Origin of the sequence: Thalassospira lucentensis, from assembly GCF_001613805.1 — a bacterium.
GTDB classification, from domain to species: domain Bacteria; phylum Pseudomonadota; class Alphaproteobacteria; order Rhodospirillales; family Thalassospiraceae; genus Thalassospira; species Thalassospira lucentensis_A.
Window position 1 is genome coordinate 220,505 of record NZ_LPVY01000024.1, and the last position, 16,092, is coordinate 236,596.

17 protein-coding genes are annotated in these 16,092 nt (G+C 56.6%); 10 read left to right on the plus strand and 7 right to left on the minus strand.

The features are described 5' to 3' along the window. Window positions 1–54: 54 nt before the first annotated feature. From AUP42_RS20320 to AUP42_RS20335, 4 genes are read left to right on the plus strand one after another with little or no spacing between them, the layout of a single operon-like run. Complete coding sequence (locus tag AUP42_RS20320; RefSeq protein ID WP_062953405.1) at window positions 55–501, plus strand: hypothetical protein; 447 nt, start codon at window positions 55–57, stop codon at window positions 499–501. Beyond that, complete coding sequence (locus AUP42_RS20325; RefSeq protein WP_062953406.1) at window positions 494–1,726, plus strand: HlyD family secretion protein; 1,233 nt, start codon at window positions 494–496, stop codon at window positions 1,724–1,726. Before AUP42_RS20320 ends, AUP42_RS20325 begins: the two co-directional genes overlap by 8 nt. 57 nt (window positions 1,727–1,783) lie before the next feature. Continuing rightward, window positions 1,784–2,386, plus strand: a complete 603-nt coding sequence (def, locus tag AUP42_RS20330) for a peptide deformylase (protein WP_062953407.1) — start codon at window positions 1,784–1,786, stop codon at window positions 2,384–2,386. After that, entirely contained in the window at window positions 2,387–3,082 is a 696-nt protein-coding gene (locus tag AUP42_RS20335) for a COQ9 family protein (protein WP_062953408.1), read from the plus strand. A 95-nt stretch (window positions 3,083–3,177) separates the two neighbouring features. Here the strand turns inward: AUP42_RS20335 and AUP42_RS20340 are convergent, their stop codons facing one another. The 3 genes from AUP42_RS20340 to purE all read right to left on the minus strand — a co-directional run bounded on the left by AUP42_RS20340 (window position 3,178) and on the right by purE (window position 5,682). Continuing rightward, window positions 3,178–3,825 (minus strand): thermonuclease family protein, encoded by a 648-nt coding sequence (locus AUP42_RS20340; protein WP_062953455.1) that lies wholly within the window; start codon window positions 3,823–3,825, stop codon window positions 3,178–3,180. A gap of 163 nt (window positions 3,826–3,988) precedes the next feature. Then, a complete protein-coding gene (locus AUP42_RS20345) occupies window positions 3,989–5,083 on the minus strand; it encodes a 5-(carboxyamino)imidazole ribonucleotide synthase (protein ID WP_062953409.1) in 1,095 nt (364 codons plus the stop codon). Window positions 5,084–5,181: 98 nt separating this feature from the next. Beyond that, window positions 5,182–5,682 (minus strand): 5-(carboxyamino)imidazole ribonucleotide mutase, encoded by a 501-nt coding sequence (gene purE, locus AUP42_RS20350; protein ID WP_062953410.1) that lies wholly within the window; start codon window positions 5,680–5,682, stop codon window positions 5,182–5,184. A gap of 264 nt (window positions 5,683–5,946) precedes the next feature. Between purE and AUP42_RS20355 the strand changes: the two genes are divergently transcribed. Beyond that, window positions 5,947–6,789: a GGDEF domain-containing protein gene (locus AUP42_RS20355; RefSeq protein WP_062953411.1), complete on the plus strand. Its 843-nt coding sequence runs from the start codon at window positions 5,947–5,949 to the stop codon at window positions 6,787–6,789. Between the two features lie 76 nt (window positions 6,790–6,865). Here the strand turns inward: AUP42_RS20355 and AUP42_RS20360 are convergent, their stop codons facing one another. Next, window positions 6,866–7,072 carry a YdcH family protein gene (locus tag AUP42_RS20360; protein WP_007091089.1) on the minus strand — a complete coding sequence of 69 codons (207 nt, stop codon included), beginning with the start codon at window positions 7,070–7,072 and terminating at the stop codon, window positions 6,866–6,868. A gap of 119 nt (window positions 7,073–7,191) precedes the next feature. Between AUP42_RS20360 and AUP42_RS20365 the strand changes: the two genes are divergently transcribed. Together AUP42_RS20365 and AUP42_RS20370 are read left to right on the plus strand one after the other, a co-directional pair. After that, window positions 7,192–8,298 carry an ATP-dependent 6-phosphofructokinase gene (locus AUP42_RS20365; RefSeq protein ID WP_062953412.1) on the plus strand — a complete coding sequence of 369 codons (1,107 nt, stop codon included), beginning with the start codon at window positions 7,192–7,194 and terminating at the stop codon, window positions 8,296–8,298. A 39-nt stretch (window positions 8,299–8,337) separates the two neighbouring features. Further along, window positions 8,338–8,814: a TIGR02444 family protein gene (locus tag AUP42_RS20370; protein WP_062953413.1), complete on the plus strand. Its 477-nt coding sequence runs from the start codon at window positions 8,338–8,340 to the stop codon at window positions 8,812–8,814. 13 nt (window positions 8,815–8,827) lie between these two features. On the opposite strand, the gene AUP42_RS20375 is transcribed toward AUP42_RS20370, so the two are convergent. Then, a complete protein-coding gene (locus AUP42_RS20375) occupies window positions 8,828–9,445 on the minus strand; it encodes a UbiX family flavin prenyltransferase (RefSeq protein ID WP_062953414.1) in 618 nt (205 codons plus the stop codon). A 115-nt stretch (window positions 9,446–9,560) separates the two neighbouring features. On the opposite strand from AUP42_RS20375, the gene AUP42_RS21290 reads away from it, so the two are divergent. After that, complete coding sequence (locus tag AUP42_RS21290; protein ID WP_082824869.1) at window positions 9,561–9,725, plus strand: YdcH family protein; 165 nt, start codon at window positions 9,561–9,563, stop codon at window positions 9,723–9,725. Window positions 9,726–10,131: 406 nt separating this feature from the next. Further along, window positions 10,132–12,072 carry a propionyl-CoA synthetase gene (locus AUP42_RS20385; protein WP_269451401.1) on the plus strand — a complete coding sequence of 647 codons (1,941 nt, stop codon included), beginning with the start codon at window positions 10,132–10,134 and terminating at the stop codon, window positions 12,070–12,072. 1,190 nt (window positions 12,073–13,262) lie between these two features. Here AUP42_RS20385 and AUP42_RS20390 read toward each other — a convergent pair. Beyond that, complete coding sequence (locus AUP42_RS20390) at window positions 13,263–14,486, minus strand: MFS transporter (protein WP_062953417.1); 1,224 nt, start codon at window positions 14,484–14,486, stop codon at window positions 13,263–13,265. Further along, window positions 14,483–15,055: a GNAT family N-acetyltransferase gene (locus AUP42_RS20395; protein ID WP_062953418.1), complete on the minus strand. Its 573-nt coding sequence runs from the start codon at window positions 15,053–15,055 to the stop codon at window positions 14,483–14,485. Before AUP42_RS20395 ends, AUP42_RS20390 begins: the two co-directional genes overlap by 4 nt. A 107-nt stretch (window positions 15,056–15,162) precedes the next feature. Here AUP42_RS20395 and AUP42_RS20400 point away from each other — a divergent pair, with 107 nt between their 5' ends. After that, window positions 15,163–16,062, plus strand: a complete 900-nt coding sequence (locus AUP42_RS20400) for a LysR family transcriptional regulator (protein WP_062953419.1) — start codon at window positions 15,163–15,165, stop codon at window positions 16,060–16,062. Window positions 16,063–16,092 lie beyond the last annotated feature (30 nt).

The following is a 16,092-nucleotide window of genomic DNA, read 5'->3' on the forward strand; positions in this document are numbered from 1 at the left end:
ATAGTGATCGGACACGAACAGTTCAAAACCTTAGGGCAGGGGCGGGATAGAGCAATGGAAAGCAGTTTGCGGGAGGCGGCAATTGCACATGCGCCGTTCTTTATTGCGGGACCGGGGCAGTCGGACGTGCTGTTCACGATTGTTATCTGGTCTGTCGTTCTGGCGGTGTTTGGTCTTGGCGCGCTTTATCTGAGTTTACACGCGCTGCCCGAAAGATTGGCCCATCACGCCAATCACACCCAGATACAGCTTATCAGTATCCTGACCCTTCTGGCGCTGTTTACCCATAACAACCTGTTCTGGCTGGCGGCCCTGGTGATTGCCGTGGTTCAGGTTCCCGATTTTTATACGCCGATCAATGCGATTGCCGACGCTGTGAAGGCAATGGCAAGGCAGAAGGGGGCAATGAGCGACTCGGGCAAATCAGAACAGGTTGGTGATGGTGATGTCGTGACCGGTACCCCCAGCGTAAAAGAGCAGGAGGACCGTAAAGATGTTTGAACTTATGTTATGTTCCATTTTTACCATCCTGCCTGATTACCTGATCCGGCGATATGCGCAGGGGAAACGTATCGGCAAGGAAATCACCCTGTTTTCGGTCTGGTACGAGCTGCGATACGGGATTGTCGGCTGTGCGATCCTGACGATTTCGTTGATTACGCTGATTTTTTATTATCACCCGTCAAGTCACAACGTCGCGTCCTTCTATCGGACCCTGACCATTTTGCCGGAAAAGAACGGCAGGGTCGTGGAAATCTATGTCGATAACGATGATCAGGTAAAATCGGGTGATCCGTTATTCCGCCTTGATGACCGTACTGAAACCGAAGCGGCCGAAATCGCCCGGCAGCAGGTGCAGGAAATCCGTGCGCAGATGGCGGTAACGCAAGCCGATCTTGCTGTGGCGAACGGTAACCTTGAAGAAGCCCAAGGTGCCTATGAACAGGTGCGCGAGGAATTGGCGGTCAAGGCCGATCTTCTGTCACGTGGTACCAATGCGGTTTCACGGCGGGAGGTCGAACGGCTTGAAGTGGCCTTAACCACCCGTCAGGGGGCAGTCAATGCGGCAAAGGCCAACGTCAATGCCGTGGAAACCAAAATGGAAACGCTGTTGTCGGCCCAGCTTGCCAGTGCGGAAGCGTCGCTTCGTTCGGCCGAGGTTGCCCTTGGCAAAACCGTTGTCCGGGCGGGTGTCGATGGCGAGATACAGCAGTTTGCATTGCAGATTGGTGATGTGGTTAACCCGTTACTGCGTCCAGCCGGTATCCTTATACCGGCCGAACCCGAGGAGGTCGTATTCCAGGCCGGGTTCCAGCAGGTTTCCGCACAGGTTGTCAAAGCTGGAATTCTTGCGGAAATGTCGTGTGCGTCGCTGCCGTTTGAAGTAATTCCGATGTTGGTAACCAGCGTGCAGCCGGTGATCGCCGCCGGTCAGTTCCGCCCGACCGACAGATTGCTTGATATCTCGGAACGGGCCGTGCCGGGCACATTCCTTGCCAAAATGATCCCGCTTTATCCTGAGCAGATCAAGGATGTGCCAAGGGGCAGCCAGTGCGTTGCCAATGCCTATACCAATACCCATGCGCAGCTTGAAAACCCGGAAATCGGTACGGGCGAATGGTTGTTCCTGCATATGGTGCAGACGGTCGGGATCGTGCATGCCTTGCTGCTGCGTATTCAGGCGCTGCTCTGGCCGGTACAGACGCTGGTTTTGTCGGCTCATTAGGCGACAGATCACGTGTAGGGGCTTTACAGCCATGCCGTTTTGGTTGGATATAGAGCCATGTCGATCCTTAAAATTGCCCGGATGGGCCACCCGGTTCTGCGCAGGGTCGCAGACCGGGTCGAGAACCCGCTTGATCCCGAAATCCAGCGTCTGATCGCGGATATGAAGGACACCATGAAGGATGCCGGAGGCGTTGGCCTTGCGGCACCACAGGTGTTTCAGTCCAAGGCGATCATGGTTTTTTATGTCCCGGCCTTTCGCAAAAGCGATGATCCCGATGATGCGGAAGTACCGTTAAGCGTACTGATCAATCCGGAAATCGAGGCGATTGGCGATGAAATCGTTGATGGCTGGGAAGGATGTCTGTCCATCCCCGGGTTGCAGGGCGTTGTGCCGCGCTGGAACAAAATCCGGTATCGCGGGTTAAATGAGTATGGTGACGAAGTCGAAAGCATTGCCGGCGGGTTCCATGCGCGCGTCGTTCAGCACGAATATGATCATCTGATCGGGGTGATGTATCCCGAACGTATGGAAGACATGACGCTTCTGGGCTTTGCCGATGAACTGCGTGACAATCCGCCTGAAACGACCTTCAGACAGGCAGCATCATCTGGCGAAGGTTCGGATGAAAATGCCGATGAGGACAGCAAGGAGGCCTGAATGACCGTTTCCGAAAGCATGAACCGCCTGCGTATGCAGCGCGAGGCACTGGTCACAGCGGCACTTGAGCATGTGCCGTTCGACGGCTGGACGATGGCCGCCCTTCGTAGCGGCGCCGAAGACCTTGATCTTGCCACGGGCGAGGTTGACCGTCTGTTCCCCGGCGGTATTCGTCAGGCAATCATTACCTATGTCGAGATGACGGATCGCAAGATGGTCGAGGAACTCGACAAGCTTGATCTGCCATCGATGAAGATCCGCGAACGGATCGCGACTGCGGTCAAAACCCGTCTGTCACTGGTAGAGCACGAAAAGGATACGGTGCGCGCCGCCCTTTCCTATCTGACATTGCCGCAAAACGTACCGCTTAGCCTGAAGCTGACGCATGGTACGGTCGACAAGATGTGGATTGCCGCCGGTGACACATCGACCGATCACAACTGGTACACCAAGCGGATGCTGCTTGCGGGGGTTTATGGTTCGACCCTTGCGTATTGGCTGGATGACAAATCCGAAGGCCATGCAGACAGCTGGGCTTTTCTTGATCGCCGGATCGGCAATGTCATGCAAATCCCGAAAATCACCGGAACGGTCAAAAAGGCCGGGAAATTTGCCGCGACCCCGTTCAAGCTTGGCGCGAAGCTGGCGAAATGCATGCCGACGCCCGGTCGGGTCCGCCGCCAGTTCAGCGCATAGAACAGGACGGATTTCGGCCCATTGTTCATACAAAACGCCGCCCCATGCAGGGCGGCGTTTTGCGTTGGATAACAGCGGTAACAGCGTGATTGCGTCTAGCGCATCAGGAAACTCAGAAGCGTTGTGTCGGGTTTGTTTGCCTGTTCCATTTCGGCAGCAAGATTGATGCTGAACGGTGCGCCAGTATTATTTGCCGGGGCCGCTTTGTCGTCGCGAAGATCGGCCTCAATCACTTTTGGCTTGGCGGCCAGTGCAACCAGTTCATGTGGCAGATCGCCCATCCACATGCCTTTGCGGTTTTCCTTGGCATGGGCCTGATCGGACAAGTAGGTCAGGCAGTTCGGGTTGCCATCGCAACTGTTCATATCGACAATTGCCCAGCCCGCGCGAAGCAGCAAACGGTTGATGTCGGTCTGCCCCATGCGGCATTCGGTCAGCATCGGGAACAGCTGGGAATCTGAGACCTGCTGGCAGGCGACGGCATAGTTTTCAATGATGCGGTCAAGCGCCTGTGCGGCAGCCGCACCACATTGAAACTCGACACTGCCCGCCCGGCAGATCATGCCCGGTCGCGGGGCGCGGATGCCAAACAGTTCGACAACCATATTGCCAAACCGGAGCTGATCGCCCTGCAACACATCGGGGAAACCGGCGGCCCCCGGTGCGGCATGGGCGGCATTGTTTGCGCCATGGGCTGATGCAAAGCCGGTCATGATTGCAAGGATGAGAAGAAGTTTTTTCATCAGACTGTTACCCGAAAAGAATTTCCTGCCGGGATAACAGCAAGCGCGATGCCAGTTTGGCAGGAAGAAACTGCCTGCCAGGCGATGTGCCTGTGATGTAACGAAAAATGCCCCGAAACCGTTATGGGTCGGGGCATTCATTCAATTTGGTTCAGGGCTGATATCAGGCTTCTTTGGGCAGAACCCAAGTGATATGGCCCATCTTGCGTCCGGCTTTGGCTTCGGCCTTGCCGTAAAGGTGCAGCTTGGCATCGGGCTCGGCCAAAATTGCCTGCCAGTCATCAATGTCGTGGCCCAAAAGGTTTTTCATACGCGCATTGGAGTGATGGGTCGGATTGCCCAAAGGCAGGCCGCACACGGCACGGATGAACTGTTCAAACTGGCTGGTGATGCAGGCATCAATCGTCCAGTGACCGGAATTATGCGGACGCGGGGCGACTTCGTTTACCAGAACGTCGCCATCGGTGGTGACAAACATCTCGACCGCCAGCAACCCGACAAATTCCATCGCCTCGACCAGACGGGTGGCGATGTCTTCTGCCTTTTTGGCAAGATCGGCGGGAATCTTTGCCGGGGCAATCGTGACATCAAGAATGTGATTGGTATGCACATTTTCAACCGGGCAGAAGCAGGCGGTGTCCCCCTTGACCCCGCGCGCGACGATCACCGAGATTTCGCGTTCGAACGAGATGAAGCCTTCGAGGATGGCCTCGGCACCGTTCATTTCAGCCCATGCGTCGGCAAGGCTGGTTTCATCGGTGATTTTGACCTGACCCTTGCCGTCATACCCCATTTCGGTGGTTTTAAGCACGGCAGGACGGCCAAGTTTGGCAACGGCGGCTTCAAGATCGGCAAGTGAACGAACGGCGGCAAAAGGTGCCGTGCCGATACCGTTTTCGTTGCAGAAGGTCTTTTCACGCAGGCGGTTCTGCGACAGATGCAGGCATTTCCAGCCCGGACGGACCGGCACCAGTTCGGATAGCAGTTTCACGCTGTCATGAGGCACGTTTTCAAATTCAAACGTCACGACATCGACATCGGCGGCAAAGGCACGAAGCGCATCCAGATCGGTGTAATCAGCCACCGTTGCCTTGGCACAGACCTGTTCGGTCGGGCTGTCGGTTCCGGGGCCGAAAACATGGACCTTATAGCCAAGCTCGGCCGCGCAAAGGGCGGCCATACGGCCAAGCTGGCCATTACCCATGATGCCAATCGTGCTGCCCGGTGCGATGATGCGTGTCGCGAAATCCTGCGTCATTTATTCCTCGAAATCCTTTTCATTCCCCAAGAGGGACGGGCATCGCTGATTTGGACGATGCCAAAGAAAAACGCGCCCGTTCGGGCGCGCCTGATGCATTACGGTGCGAGATCAACCGGTTCTTCGGCGACCGCGTCAGTCTGCTGTGCGCGCCAGTCATCAAGACGCCCGGCCAGCGCATCATCCATCAGCGCCATGATCCCGGCGGCCATCAGGCCGGCATTTTTCGCCCCTGCGGAGCCTATTGCCAGTGTTCCGACCGGAACGCCGCCCGGCATCTGAACGATCGACAGAAGACTATCAAGGCCTTTAAGCGTACGGCTTTGCACCGGAACACCCAGAACCGGAAGCGGCGTCATGGCCGCGGCCATACCCGGCAGGTGGGCGGCACCGCCTGCACCGGCGATAATCACCTTAAGGCCGCGCGACTTTGCGGATTTGGCATAGTCATACAGGCGATCCGGGGTGCGATGGGCCGATACGATTTTGGTTTCGTAGGGGACTTGCAGCGCATCGAGGACATCTGCTGCATTTTTCATGGTTTCCCAGTCGGACTGGCTGCCCATGATAATGCCGATGACCGGGCGTTGATCGCTCATGCTGGCGGCTCCGTTTGTCGCGCGTTATCAGAAGGCCCGCATTATAGGCAGGAAGGGTGATCATGCAAGCCTGCCCGTCGCCTGATATGGCACTGTTTTCGGGATAATTTTGCGGGGCTTTTCCTGTCGTCGTCAGGTAGCCATAAGGGTAGGTATCTTATCCTTGCTTACAGTTGATAATTTAAGTGAAGTATAAGTATTTTGGGTTTATAGTTGTTCATATCAATTTTTATCTCTGTGCAGGTAGCACAAGAGAGGGCAGACATGAAAGTCACGAGACCCGGTTCCGCCACGCCATCATCGATGGCGGCGGGCGATGGACGGTATCCATCCAATCCCTATGCCGCGTACACCTATGGCAGGCCGGTGCGTAAAAAAGGTGCGCCTGATCCCGATCAGCATCAGGTTGATATCGTCAATCGCGATATCCTGAGCGCAGAACCCCCGGTTCCGGCCAATATTCATGACATTGCGGATGTTCTTGGCATTCCCGACGCGCAGGTGACTCCGGCTGTTGAAAAGGCGATTGCGCGGTTGATGCAGCGTGTGAACGGGCTGACCAATAATCTTGCGGAACTGCAACGTCATCAGATCGAACTGACCCGGGCAGAGGGTCGTGACCCGTTCACCGGTGCGTTAAGCCGCAACAGTTTCATGCAGATTGTTGAAAACGAAATGGCACTGGTCGGATCGGACCGGACGACGCGGGCACTTATGCTGTGCGAAATTGCAAATCTTGATGATGTTTTGCAGCGTCATGGCCATGGCTGCAAGGAAGGGGTGTTTACCTTCCTGTACCGGACGATAACCGAATTCATCATGCCACCCCATCAGGTCGGTTATCTTGGCTGCAACGATTTTATCGCGCTGCTTTACAATATGGATGAACAGGATGCCTGGCAGCGTGGCGATGCCATCAGCCGGCGTTTGAAAAAGCATCCGTTTTTCTGGAACGGCAAATACATCACCATTATTCCGGTGTTTGGCATTTATCATGTCAAAGCGGGCGACACCGCCTACGAGGCACTGGTATCTGTGGATTATGCCCTGCGTGCCGAAAAAGAAATGAAGTCGGCTCAGTTACAGCGGATTCCAAGCGGGCTTTGATGTGCCGCGTATGTCGCGATCCGGATGAAGGATTTGGTCTGTAACCCACGCCCGTTACCAACGGGCGCGTTGCCTTTCAGGCAATAATATCCGGGACCAGCTGCGACTCGAGATAAAGAATCTCGTCCTTGAGTGCGAGTTTGCGCTTTTTCATGCGGCCCAGACGCAATTGATCGTGATGGGCCCCGTGGGCCAATTGTTCGATTGCGATATCGAGATCACGATGTTCCTCGCGCAGAAACAGCAGTCTTTTTTCAACCGCGATCTGATTGATTTCGTCCATTTTTGATCCAGCTTGGTTAGCGACGCGAAGAGCCTGTAATACTATCAGAATTCGGGTTGGCAACCCATATGATTTGTAATCGGCTTTATGATTTGGATCGGACAGGACGGAGGATACGGATGCGGATCGGAATTCTGACCAGCGGTGGCGATTGTGCGGGCCTGAATGCGGTTATTCTGGCGGTGGTGCGGCGCGCAGTGCTTGGTTATGGCTGGAACGTGGTTGGCATCCGGCAGGGAACCCACGGTTTGATGCAGGACCCGCCGCAGGCCATTGATCTGAACGATTACGTCAATAATGACGGAATGCTGCGCCTTGGCGGTACGATTCTTGGCACCGTTAACAAGGGCGACCCGTTCCATTATCCGATGCCGGATGGGAGTTTTGCCGACCGTTCGGCCGAAGTCATCGCCGGGTATCACAAGCTTGGCCTGGATGCCCTGATCGGGGTTGGCGGGGATGGCAGCATGGCGATCCTGCATCGGTTGGCCGAAATGGGTGGCATCAATCTGGTGGGGATTCCCAAAACCATCGACAACGATCTGGCGCTAACGGAATATTCGGTGGGCTTTACCACGGCGGTCAATGTTGCGGTCGAGGCACTTGACCGGTTGCAGCCGACAGCCGCGTCGCATGACCGTATCATGATTCTGGAAGTCATGGGGCGCGATGCCGGGCATATCGCGCTGTTCGCCGGGGTTGCTGGTGGGGCGGATGCGATCCTGATCCCGGAAATGGATTATGATCTTGATGCGCTGACCGAGCATTGCCTGAACATTCGCAAGCGCGGGCGCAATCATGCGCTGGTGATCGTTGCCGAGGCGGTCAAGCGCGATGACGGGGCCGCGGTGACGCAAGGTGATGACGGCCAGAAAGTACGCTATGGCGGGATTGGGCACTGGTTGGCTGACGAATTGGGCGCGCGGACCGGATGGGAAACCCGTGTCACGGTACTGGGCCATGTGCAGCGCGGCGGGACACCGTCACCGCGTGACCGGGTGATTGCATCGGCCTTCGGGGTCCATGCGGTGGACCTGATTGCACAGAAAAGTTTTGATCGGGTTGTGGCCTGGTCAAAACGCAAGGTGATCGATGTCGCAATGGCCGATGTGATTGTCGGCCCGCGGCTTGTCGATACCAATGGAACCATGGTATCGACCGCAAAGGGTCTTGGTGCCTATATCGGCCATCCGCCGGAAACGGTTCGCACGGCAAAAACGGTCTGATTAACAGGCCGCATTTACATAAAAACAGACAGGTTGGATATGAACGCTGAGGAAGTCTGGACCTTTACGGTCGAGATGTATGGACGGGACGGCGTTGCGCCGTTGTGTCTTGAATTGCAGGAACGATGTGATCTGGATGTGAACATGCTTTTGTTCATGTTCTATCTTGGCCAGAAGGGGCTGGCACCGCATAGCATATCCGCCCTTGAAAATGCCGTGCGCGACTGGCGTGAACAGGTGATTGTGCCGTTGCGCAATACCCGCCGCTTTTTGCGCAATGCCGATTGGGAAAGTGCGCAAAAACTTCGCGCCAAGGTCAAGAATGACGAACTGACGGCTGAACGTATCGAGCAGGAATTGCTGTGTGATGCGGTCGAAACCATCCCGGCCGGTGATCCGATGGCCCCGGCACGGGCTTATTTATCACCCACCCGTTTTGATCTGAGCCAGCCGGAATGCGATGCCGCGCTGGAACAGCTTCGCGCCTGCATGCTGTTAAGCCCGAAGGCGCAATAGGGGTCCCTATTGCTTAATCCGTCTTGCGCGGTTTGCCGGTGACCGGGATGTGGTTTGCGGCGTCCGTATCGCCCCAGCGTGCCGTTTCCGGCAAATCGATATCAAACAGATCGAGAATACGGCCGCAGCTTTGCGTGACCATTTCATCAAGCGATTGCGGGCGCGCATAGAAGGCGGGCACCGGCGGGGCGATGATCGCGCCGTTTTCGGTGGCCAGTGCCATATTGCGGATATGGCCGGCATGCAGGGGCGTTTCACGCGCCATCAGAACCAGACGGCGCCGTTCCTTGAGCATCACATCGGCGGCACGAGCGATCAGATTGTCTGCGACTCCGCTTGCCACCTCGGCCAGGGACTTCATCGAGCAGGGTGCGATGATCATGCCGCGTGCGCGGAACGAACCCGATGCAATCGATGCGCCGATGTCCGCATTGTCATGAATGACGTCTGCCATCTCTTTGATATCGCGGATTTTAAAATCGGTTTCATAGGCGATTGTGCGCTCTGCCGCCTTCGAAAGGATCAGGTGAGTTTCGATTGGCGAATTTTTCAGCAACTGCAAAAAACGGATGCCGTAAATCACTCCGGACGCGCCGGTTATGCCAATGATAAGTCGATCCTTTTGAGACATTTTATGTGTTATCCGGGTCACTATTTGAACGATTGCGTCGTCGAAAGACTGGAAATCATATTACAGAATTACTACCATCAAAGTGTGGGCAATGTCAGAACTGAGGAGTAGGCGAATGAGTGTTCAATCCCATGTCGAAGCTCTCACTGCCAAACATGCTGCACTTGAGCAGGAACTCCACCTCGAGCAGCGCCGCCCGGCGCCAGACAATTCCCGTGTCGCAGACATTAAACGCCGCAAGCTCGAAATCAAGGACGAGATAAGTCGAATAACCCATTAGCCGTCAAGAGGATGCTGGCAAAATCCGCACAGCGTGATGGTAAGGCTGTGCCGATTTCCTGAAAAATGCATCTCCTGACGACAGGATCAGTCCCTTCATTTTTTGCCGCCTCCGATTGTCGCCCACAACGAGAGGCGGCATTCTTGTAAGCACCTTTTGGCGTTCCGATCTGTATAGGACAGCATACGCGGAAAGATGTTTTCTGGATTGATTTCAATCCGCAAAAATCCCGGTTTTCCGCCCTCTACCAATGTCTAAGGGGTGTTGGAAATTTAAATCGGTATTATGATGCCGAATTAAGGTCCGGTCTTTGATCCGGCCCTTGATACAGATCGGGTAGGCGATGTCACAACATTTGCGGATGATGATGTCGCGGTAACGCAGCACACAAGCCAGACGCGTATATTTGGGCAAAGATCCAGACGCGCGGGAGGAAGTTTCACAAATGACGGGTCGCTATCAGGAAATCTATGATCGTTCGATCACGGACAGGGAGGGTTTCTGGGCCGAGGCTGCGGAAAATCTGGTCTGGTACAGGAAATGGGACCGTGTGCTTGATGACAGCAACGCGCCGTTTTATCGCTGGTTCGAAGGCGGGATGGTCAATACCTGCTTTAACGCGCTGGATCGTCATATCGAAAATGGTCGCGGCGAACAGGCAGCCCTGATTTATGACAGCCCGGTCACCAATACGATTGAAACATTCACCTATAACCGGCTGCGCGATGAGGTTGCGCGCCTTGCCGGGGCCCTGCATGCCAAGGGGGTGACCAAGGGCGACCGGGTGATCATTTACATGCCGATGATCCCGCAGGCGGCGATGGCGATGCTGGCATGTGCGCGCATTGGTGCGATCCATTCCGTCGTGTTTGGCGGGTTTGCATCCAACGAGCTTGCGACCCGGATCAATGATGCAAAGCCCAAGCTGATCCTGAGTGCCAGTTGCGGTATCGAGGGATCACGCGTGATCGAATACAAGCCGCTTCTGGACCGGGCGATTGATCAGGCGAAGCACAAGGTCGAAACGGTCCTGATGTTCCAGCGCGCGCAATGTTCGGCCCCCCTGATTGACGGGCGTGATTTTGACTGGATGGCGGAATGCGCCAAGGCCGCCCCGGCCGATTGCGTGCCGGTGGCAGCGACCGACCCGCTTTATGTGCTTTATACATCCGGCACCACCGGCCAGCCCAAGGGGGTTGTGCGCGACAATGGCGGGCATATGGTGGCGCTTAACTGGTCGATGAAGAATATCTATGATGTCGAGGCCGGTGATGTGTATTGGGCGGCATCCGATGTCGGCTGGGTCGTCGGGCATTCCTATATCGTTTATGCGCCGCTTCTGGCCGGATGCACAACGGTGATGTATGAAGGCAAACCGGTTGGAACGCCGGATGCCGGGGCGTTCTGGCGGGTGATATCACAGCATCGGGTCAAGGTCCTGTTTACCGCACCGACCGCGTTCCGGGCGATCAAGCGCGATGATCCCAAAGCCGCGTTGATGGCCAATTATGATCTTTCGTGCCTGAAGGCGCTTTATCTTGCCGGGGAACGATCCGACCCCGATACGCTGCATTGGGCCGAAGACAGCCTTGGCGTACCGGTGATCGACCATTGGTGGCAGACCGAAACCGGCTGGTCGATCTGTGCCAATCCGCGCGGCATTGAGATGCTGCCGATCAAGTATGGCTCGCCGACGGTCGCGGCCTGTGGCTGGGACGTGCAGGTGGTGGATGAAGGCGGCAAACCATTGGAGCGCGGCAAGATCGGCGCGCTGGTGGCCAAGCTGCCCCTGCCGCCGGGAACATTGCCGACCCTTTGGCAGAATGATGATCGGTTCAAAGCGGCCTATCTTGAAGAATTTCCGGGCTATTACGCCACCGGGGATGCCGGTTTCATTGACGAGGACGGCTATGTCTATGTCATGTCGCGAACCGATGACATCATCAATGTCGCGGGGCATCGGCTGTCGACCGGGGCAATGGAAGAAGTGCTTTCGGGTCATCCCGATGTCGCCGAATGTGCGGTGATTGGCGTGCATGATGACCTTAAGGGGCAATTGCCGCTTGGTTTCGTGGTTCTGAAATCCGGGGTGGACCGCCCGCATGAGGCGATCATCAAGGAAGTGGTTGCCATGGTCCGTGATCAGATCGGGCCGGTTGCGGCGTTTAAACAGGCCACCATTGTGGATCGTCTGCCCAAAACCCGGTCGGGCAAGATCCTGCGCAAGACCATGCGATCCATCGCGGATGGCGAAACCTACAACACCCCGGCAACCATTGATGATCCGGGCATTCTGCCGGAAATTGCCGAGGCCCTGAAAGATATCGGTTACGCCAAATCGGCGTGATCCTGACGGGATGAAAACTCCCAATGCCCGGACAAGCACGGGTCAACTTGACCGCCCGCCGGATTTATCCTGCGGGCGGCTTTTATTGGGCTGGGGACGAGATTCATAACATATTGAAAAACAAATCGTTTTCTGGAGAGTGAGTTTTTATCGGAAGTTTTTTCCAGTTTTCGGAAAAATGTTCTTTATTTGTTCTTTTGTTTGTGCCATAAAGACAAAGTCAACGGGACAAATGCACCCGGATCAAAAACCCGCAAAGCGTCATGCGCTTTTGCGGGTTTTTGCGTTTCGGGCCGGGAAGACAGGAAAGCGACGATGATTGTTGAGCGATATGAAAGGCTGAGAGGGCGACGGCGACGTCACCAAAGGGACATCGATGGCGGATGGAAAAATCATTACGGGGGACGTGCGTCCGGGCGGTGACGCCCGATAGCCTCGATAAGTTTCGGGGGGTATTTGCGAAAAACGGTTGGTAATCATGACGGGAGAAATGTGTCCTTCGGGCATGGGGACGTGCTGGAAGTGTGGGCGGGGCGAGAGGTGCAAGTTCGGCCTGGGCGGCGATGGTGACGGTGATGGTTGCAGCAGGGCCGAATTGCGACTGGATGAGATCGCCAGGGGCGACAGCTCCGTCGATGCCAGATGGCCAAGCCGCGAAATCGTCGGGCCGCCAGACCATGCGAACACCGGGCAGGGGATTTGCCCGTTGCCCGTCTTGCGTCACGTCCGCTAAGCCCGACCAGTCTGGCAAGGGCGGTATGGTGGGGGGCAGACCGTGGGAGCCGAGTAAGCCAGACCGGACCGGAGACGATGCGTCCGAAAAGTTTGGCAAGGGCAGCATCGAAAGGCGGGACAGGCAGATCGACGAAGGCACGGATCAGAACGCCGGGGCATTCAGGCCAGATCGGATTGTCAGACCATTCGACTGCCCGGCGGATCGATCATCTTTGCGCAAGGCAGCGATAACCCGGTCATGGTCAGCACGCTTTGCGGAGAGTCCGGCATGGAGCCCGCTGTCGGACCTGCCGTGACGTTGGGCGATCGGGGGGCGATCAGGGGGCGAAAGTACCAATCAGGATAGGTTGTCCGTCGGCTGTTCCGTTGCCCCGATCAGGTTTGTTGGCTGGGGCATGGGACAATCTGAGTGCCCGCGGATTTGATTTGCGGGTGGCTTTTACGAAGGATGCCTATCAGGCGATGGGGGCCGGGCGGGTTTCGGAGCTTTGCGGTCGTAACAGCAGGTAAAGCCACATGGCAGCCCCAAAGGCACAGGTCAGCAGGCCGATGGAAAGCCAGAGCGCGCCCGTCGGTCCCCAGAGTGTGATGGCGCGTTCGTAGAGGCTGGGCGCGAGGGCGGAGAGGATAAAGCCCGGCACCAGCAATCGTCCGACCTGATGGCCGTATCGGGCATTGCCAAAGATCATCAGGGGAAGGGTTCCGCGGGTGATTGTCAGGACGCCGTTTGCAGCCCCGTAAAGCAGGGTGAAGGTCATGGCGGCAAGCGCAAACTGATCGCCCCAGAAGGCAAGCACGAAACACAGCGGCAAAAGGGCCGTGGCAAACAATGTCAGGCTTGCCGGGGCGATGCGTTTGCCAAACAGGACTTCGGCGGCACGGGCGGCGGATTGTCCGATACCGCGCAGCGATGCGGCATTGATCGCGGCGGCGGTGGTTAAGCCAAGCCCGATCAGGATCGCGATCATGTGGGCCGACATCGCGGCATTCACGACATTGAGCAGGGTGACGATCACGGCATACAGAAAGCCGCACAGGCGTTGATGTGTTGCCAGTCCCTGATCATCGGTATTGTCGGCATCATCGGAGGAATTGAGGGTGGTTCCCGTTCCCGAAGGTGCACTATGTCGGGCATCGGGGATGGCGGCGTACATCGGGACGGTCAGAAGGGCAAAACCGGCATAGGCGACAAGGGCGATGGTGATGCCGAATTCAGACTGGATCAAATGGCCGAGCGGCCAGAAGACGGTTGAGGCCAGGCCGCCAAAAAGCGTGATCTGCCCCATCGCCCGTCTGGCATCGCGCCCGCCAATCCGGGCGAGGGTTGCAAAGGCCGCATCATAAAGCGTGGCCCGCATGGCAAGCCCAAGAACGATCCAGCCGATGAAATGCATGATCTGCTGATCGGCGAATGCAAGGATCAGACAGCCAAGGGCATTGAGGCACGACCCCAACGTCATGATGATCCGCCCGCCGTGACGGTCGATCATCCTGCCGCAAAAGGGCGAGACGACAGCCATGGTCAGAAGGCTTGCCGAGAAACCGGCATAAACCACGCTGCTGGACCAGCCGTGATGTTGGGCGATCAGGGTTCCGAAATTGCCAATCAGATAATAGGCCGTGCCCCAACTGATGAGCTGCCCCAGTCCCAGCTTTATGACGAGTGTGCGGGTGATCATTTATCGGCTGGGCCGGGGATGAGTGGTTGATCGGTGCCAAGCGGGCGTTGCATCAGAACCGAGTCAAGCCATGTGCCGAACTTGTAGCCGACATTGTGGAAGGTGCCGGTCATGTCGAAGCCGAATTTCCGATGCAGGGCAATCGATGCGTGGTTTTTGCTATCACCGATGGCGGCAACCATCTGCCGCCACGGACCGGCCTCGCAGCGTTCCAGAAGGGCCGCCATCAGGGCCGCACCGATCCCGTGCCCGACGTAATCCGGCGCGACATAGATCGAATTTTCCACCGTGTGGCGATAGGCCGAACGCGGGCGATAGAGACTGGCATAGCAATAGCCGACGATAACATCACCGCGCAGGGCGACCAGATAGGGCAGACCATAGCCACGAATGGCATCAAAGCGATTGGTGATTTCGGTCTCAGACGGCGGGATTTCTTCGAACGAGGCGGTACCGGTCAGAACATGGTGGCGGTAAATCGCGGTGATGGCGGCAATGTCGGAATGATTGGCATCGCGTATGACGAGATCGGACGTTTTGGCGGTTGCAGGCAGTGTATCGGTCGACATCGATCGGGATTCCATATCAGAGATTAACTGTATGGCGTGACATTAGCCGGTCATCTGAAATAAGATAAGATTTGTATTCTTATGCAAATCATAAGGAATAGTTTTAGATGCGTGGTCTTAACCTTGATCAGATGCATGCCTTTGCCGATGTCATCGAGCTTGGCAGTTTTTCTGCCGCCGCCGCCCGGCAGAATTTAAGCCAGCCTGCGATCAGTCAGCAGATCCGCCAGCTTGAAGATCGTCTTGGCGTGCGGTTGATTGAGCGCGTCGGCAAACGCGCGATGCCAACACCCGCCGGGCAGGCCTTGCTGGACCGGGTGGGGGAGATTGACGCATCCGTTCAGAACGCCCTGGATGCGGTGGCGGGATTTGCCAGTGGTACGGTCGGGCAGGTGCGCATCGGAACCGGTGCAACGGCCTGCATCTATTTCCTGCCAAAGGTTCTGGAGCAGTTGCAGCGCCGTTTCCCGAAGCTGGAAATCATCGTTCGCACCGGCAATACCAGCGACGTTCTGAAATCGATTGAGGAGAACAGCCTTGATATCGGGCTGGTGACATTACCCGCCAGCGGGCGCAGTCTGGATATCGTGCCGGTTTTGACCGATCCGTTTGTCGCGATCTTTCCCGAGGGGATGGATGTGCCCGATCTGGTCCGGCCGGCTGATCTCGCAGATATTCCATTGGTTCTGTATGAACGCGGTGGCCAGACACGAACCATTGTTGATGACTGGCTGCGTGCGGCGGGGGTTGCCGGGCATTCCATCATGGAACTGGGCAGTGTCGAGGCGATCAAGGAACTGGTGGGTGCCGGGTTGGGAGCAACGATTTTGCCTGCCATGGGCGCACGGTTGGGCCGAACACAGTTCCCGATCAAGACCCGTAAGCTTGCCCCGGACCTTGCGCGCCGTCTGGCGCTTGTGGTCCGGCGCGACAAGGTGATGGGCAGCGGATTGCGCGAAGTCCGCAACGGATTGATTGCGGCAGCGCGTGACTGGACGGGGGCTTAGGGTTCAGACTTGTTCAGAGCCAGAATGCCT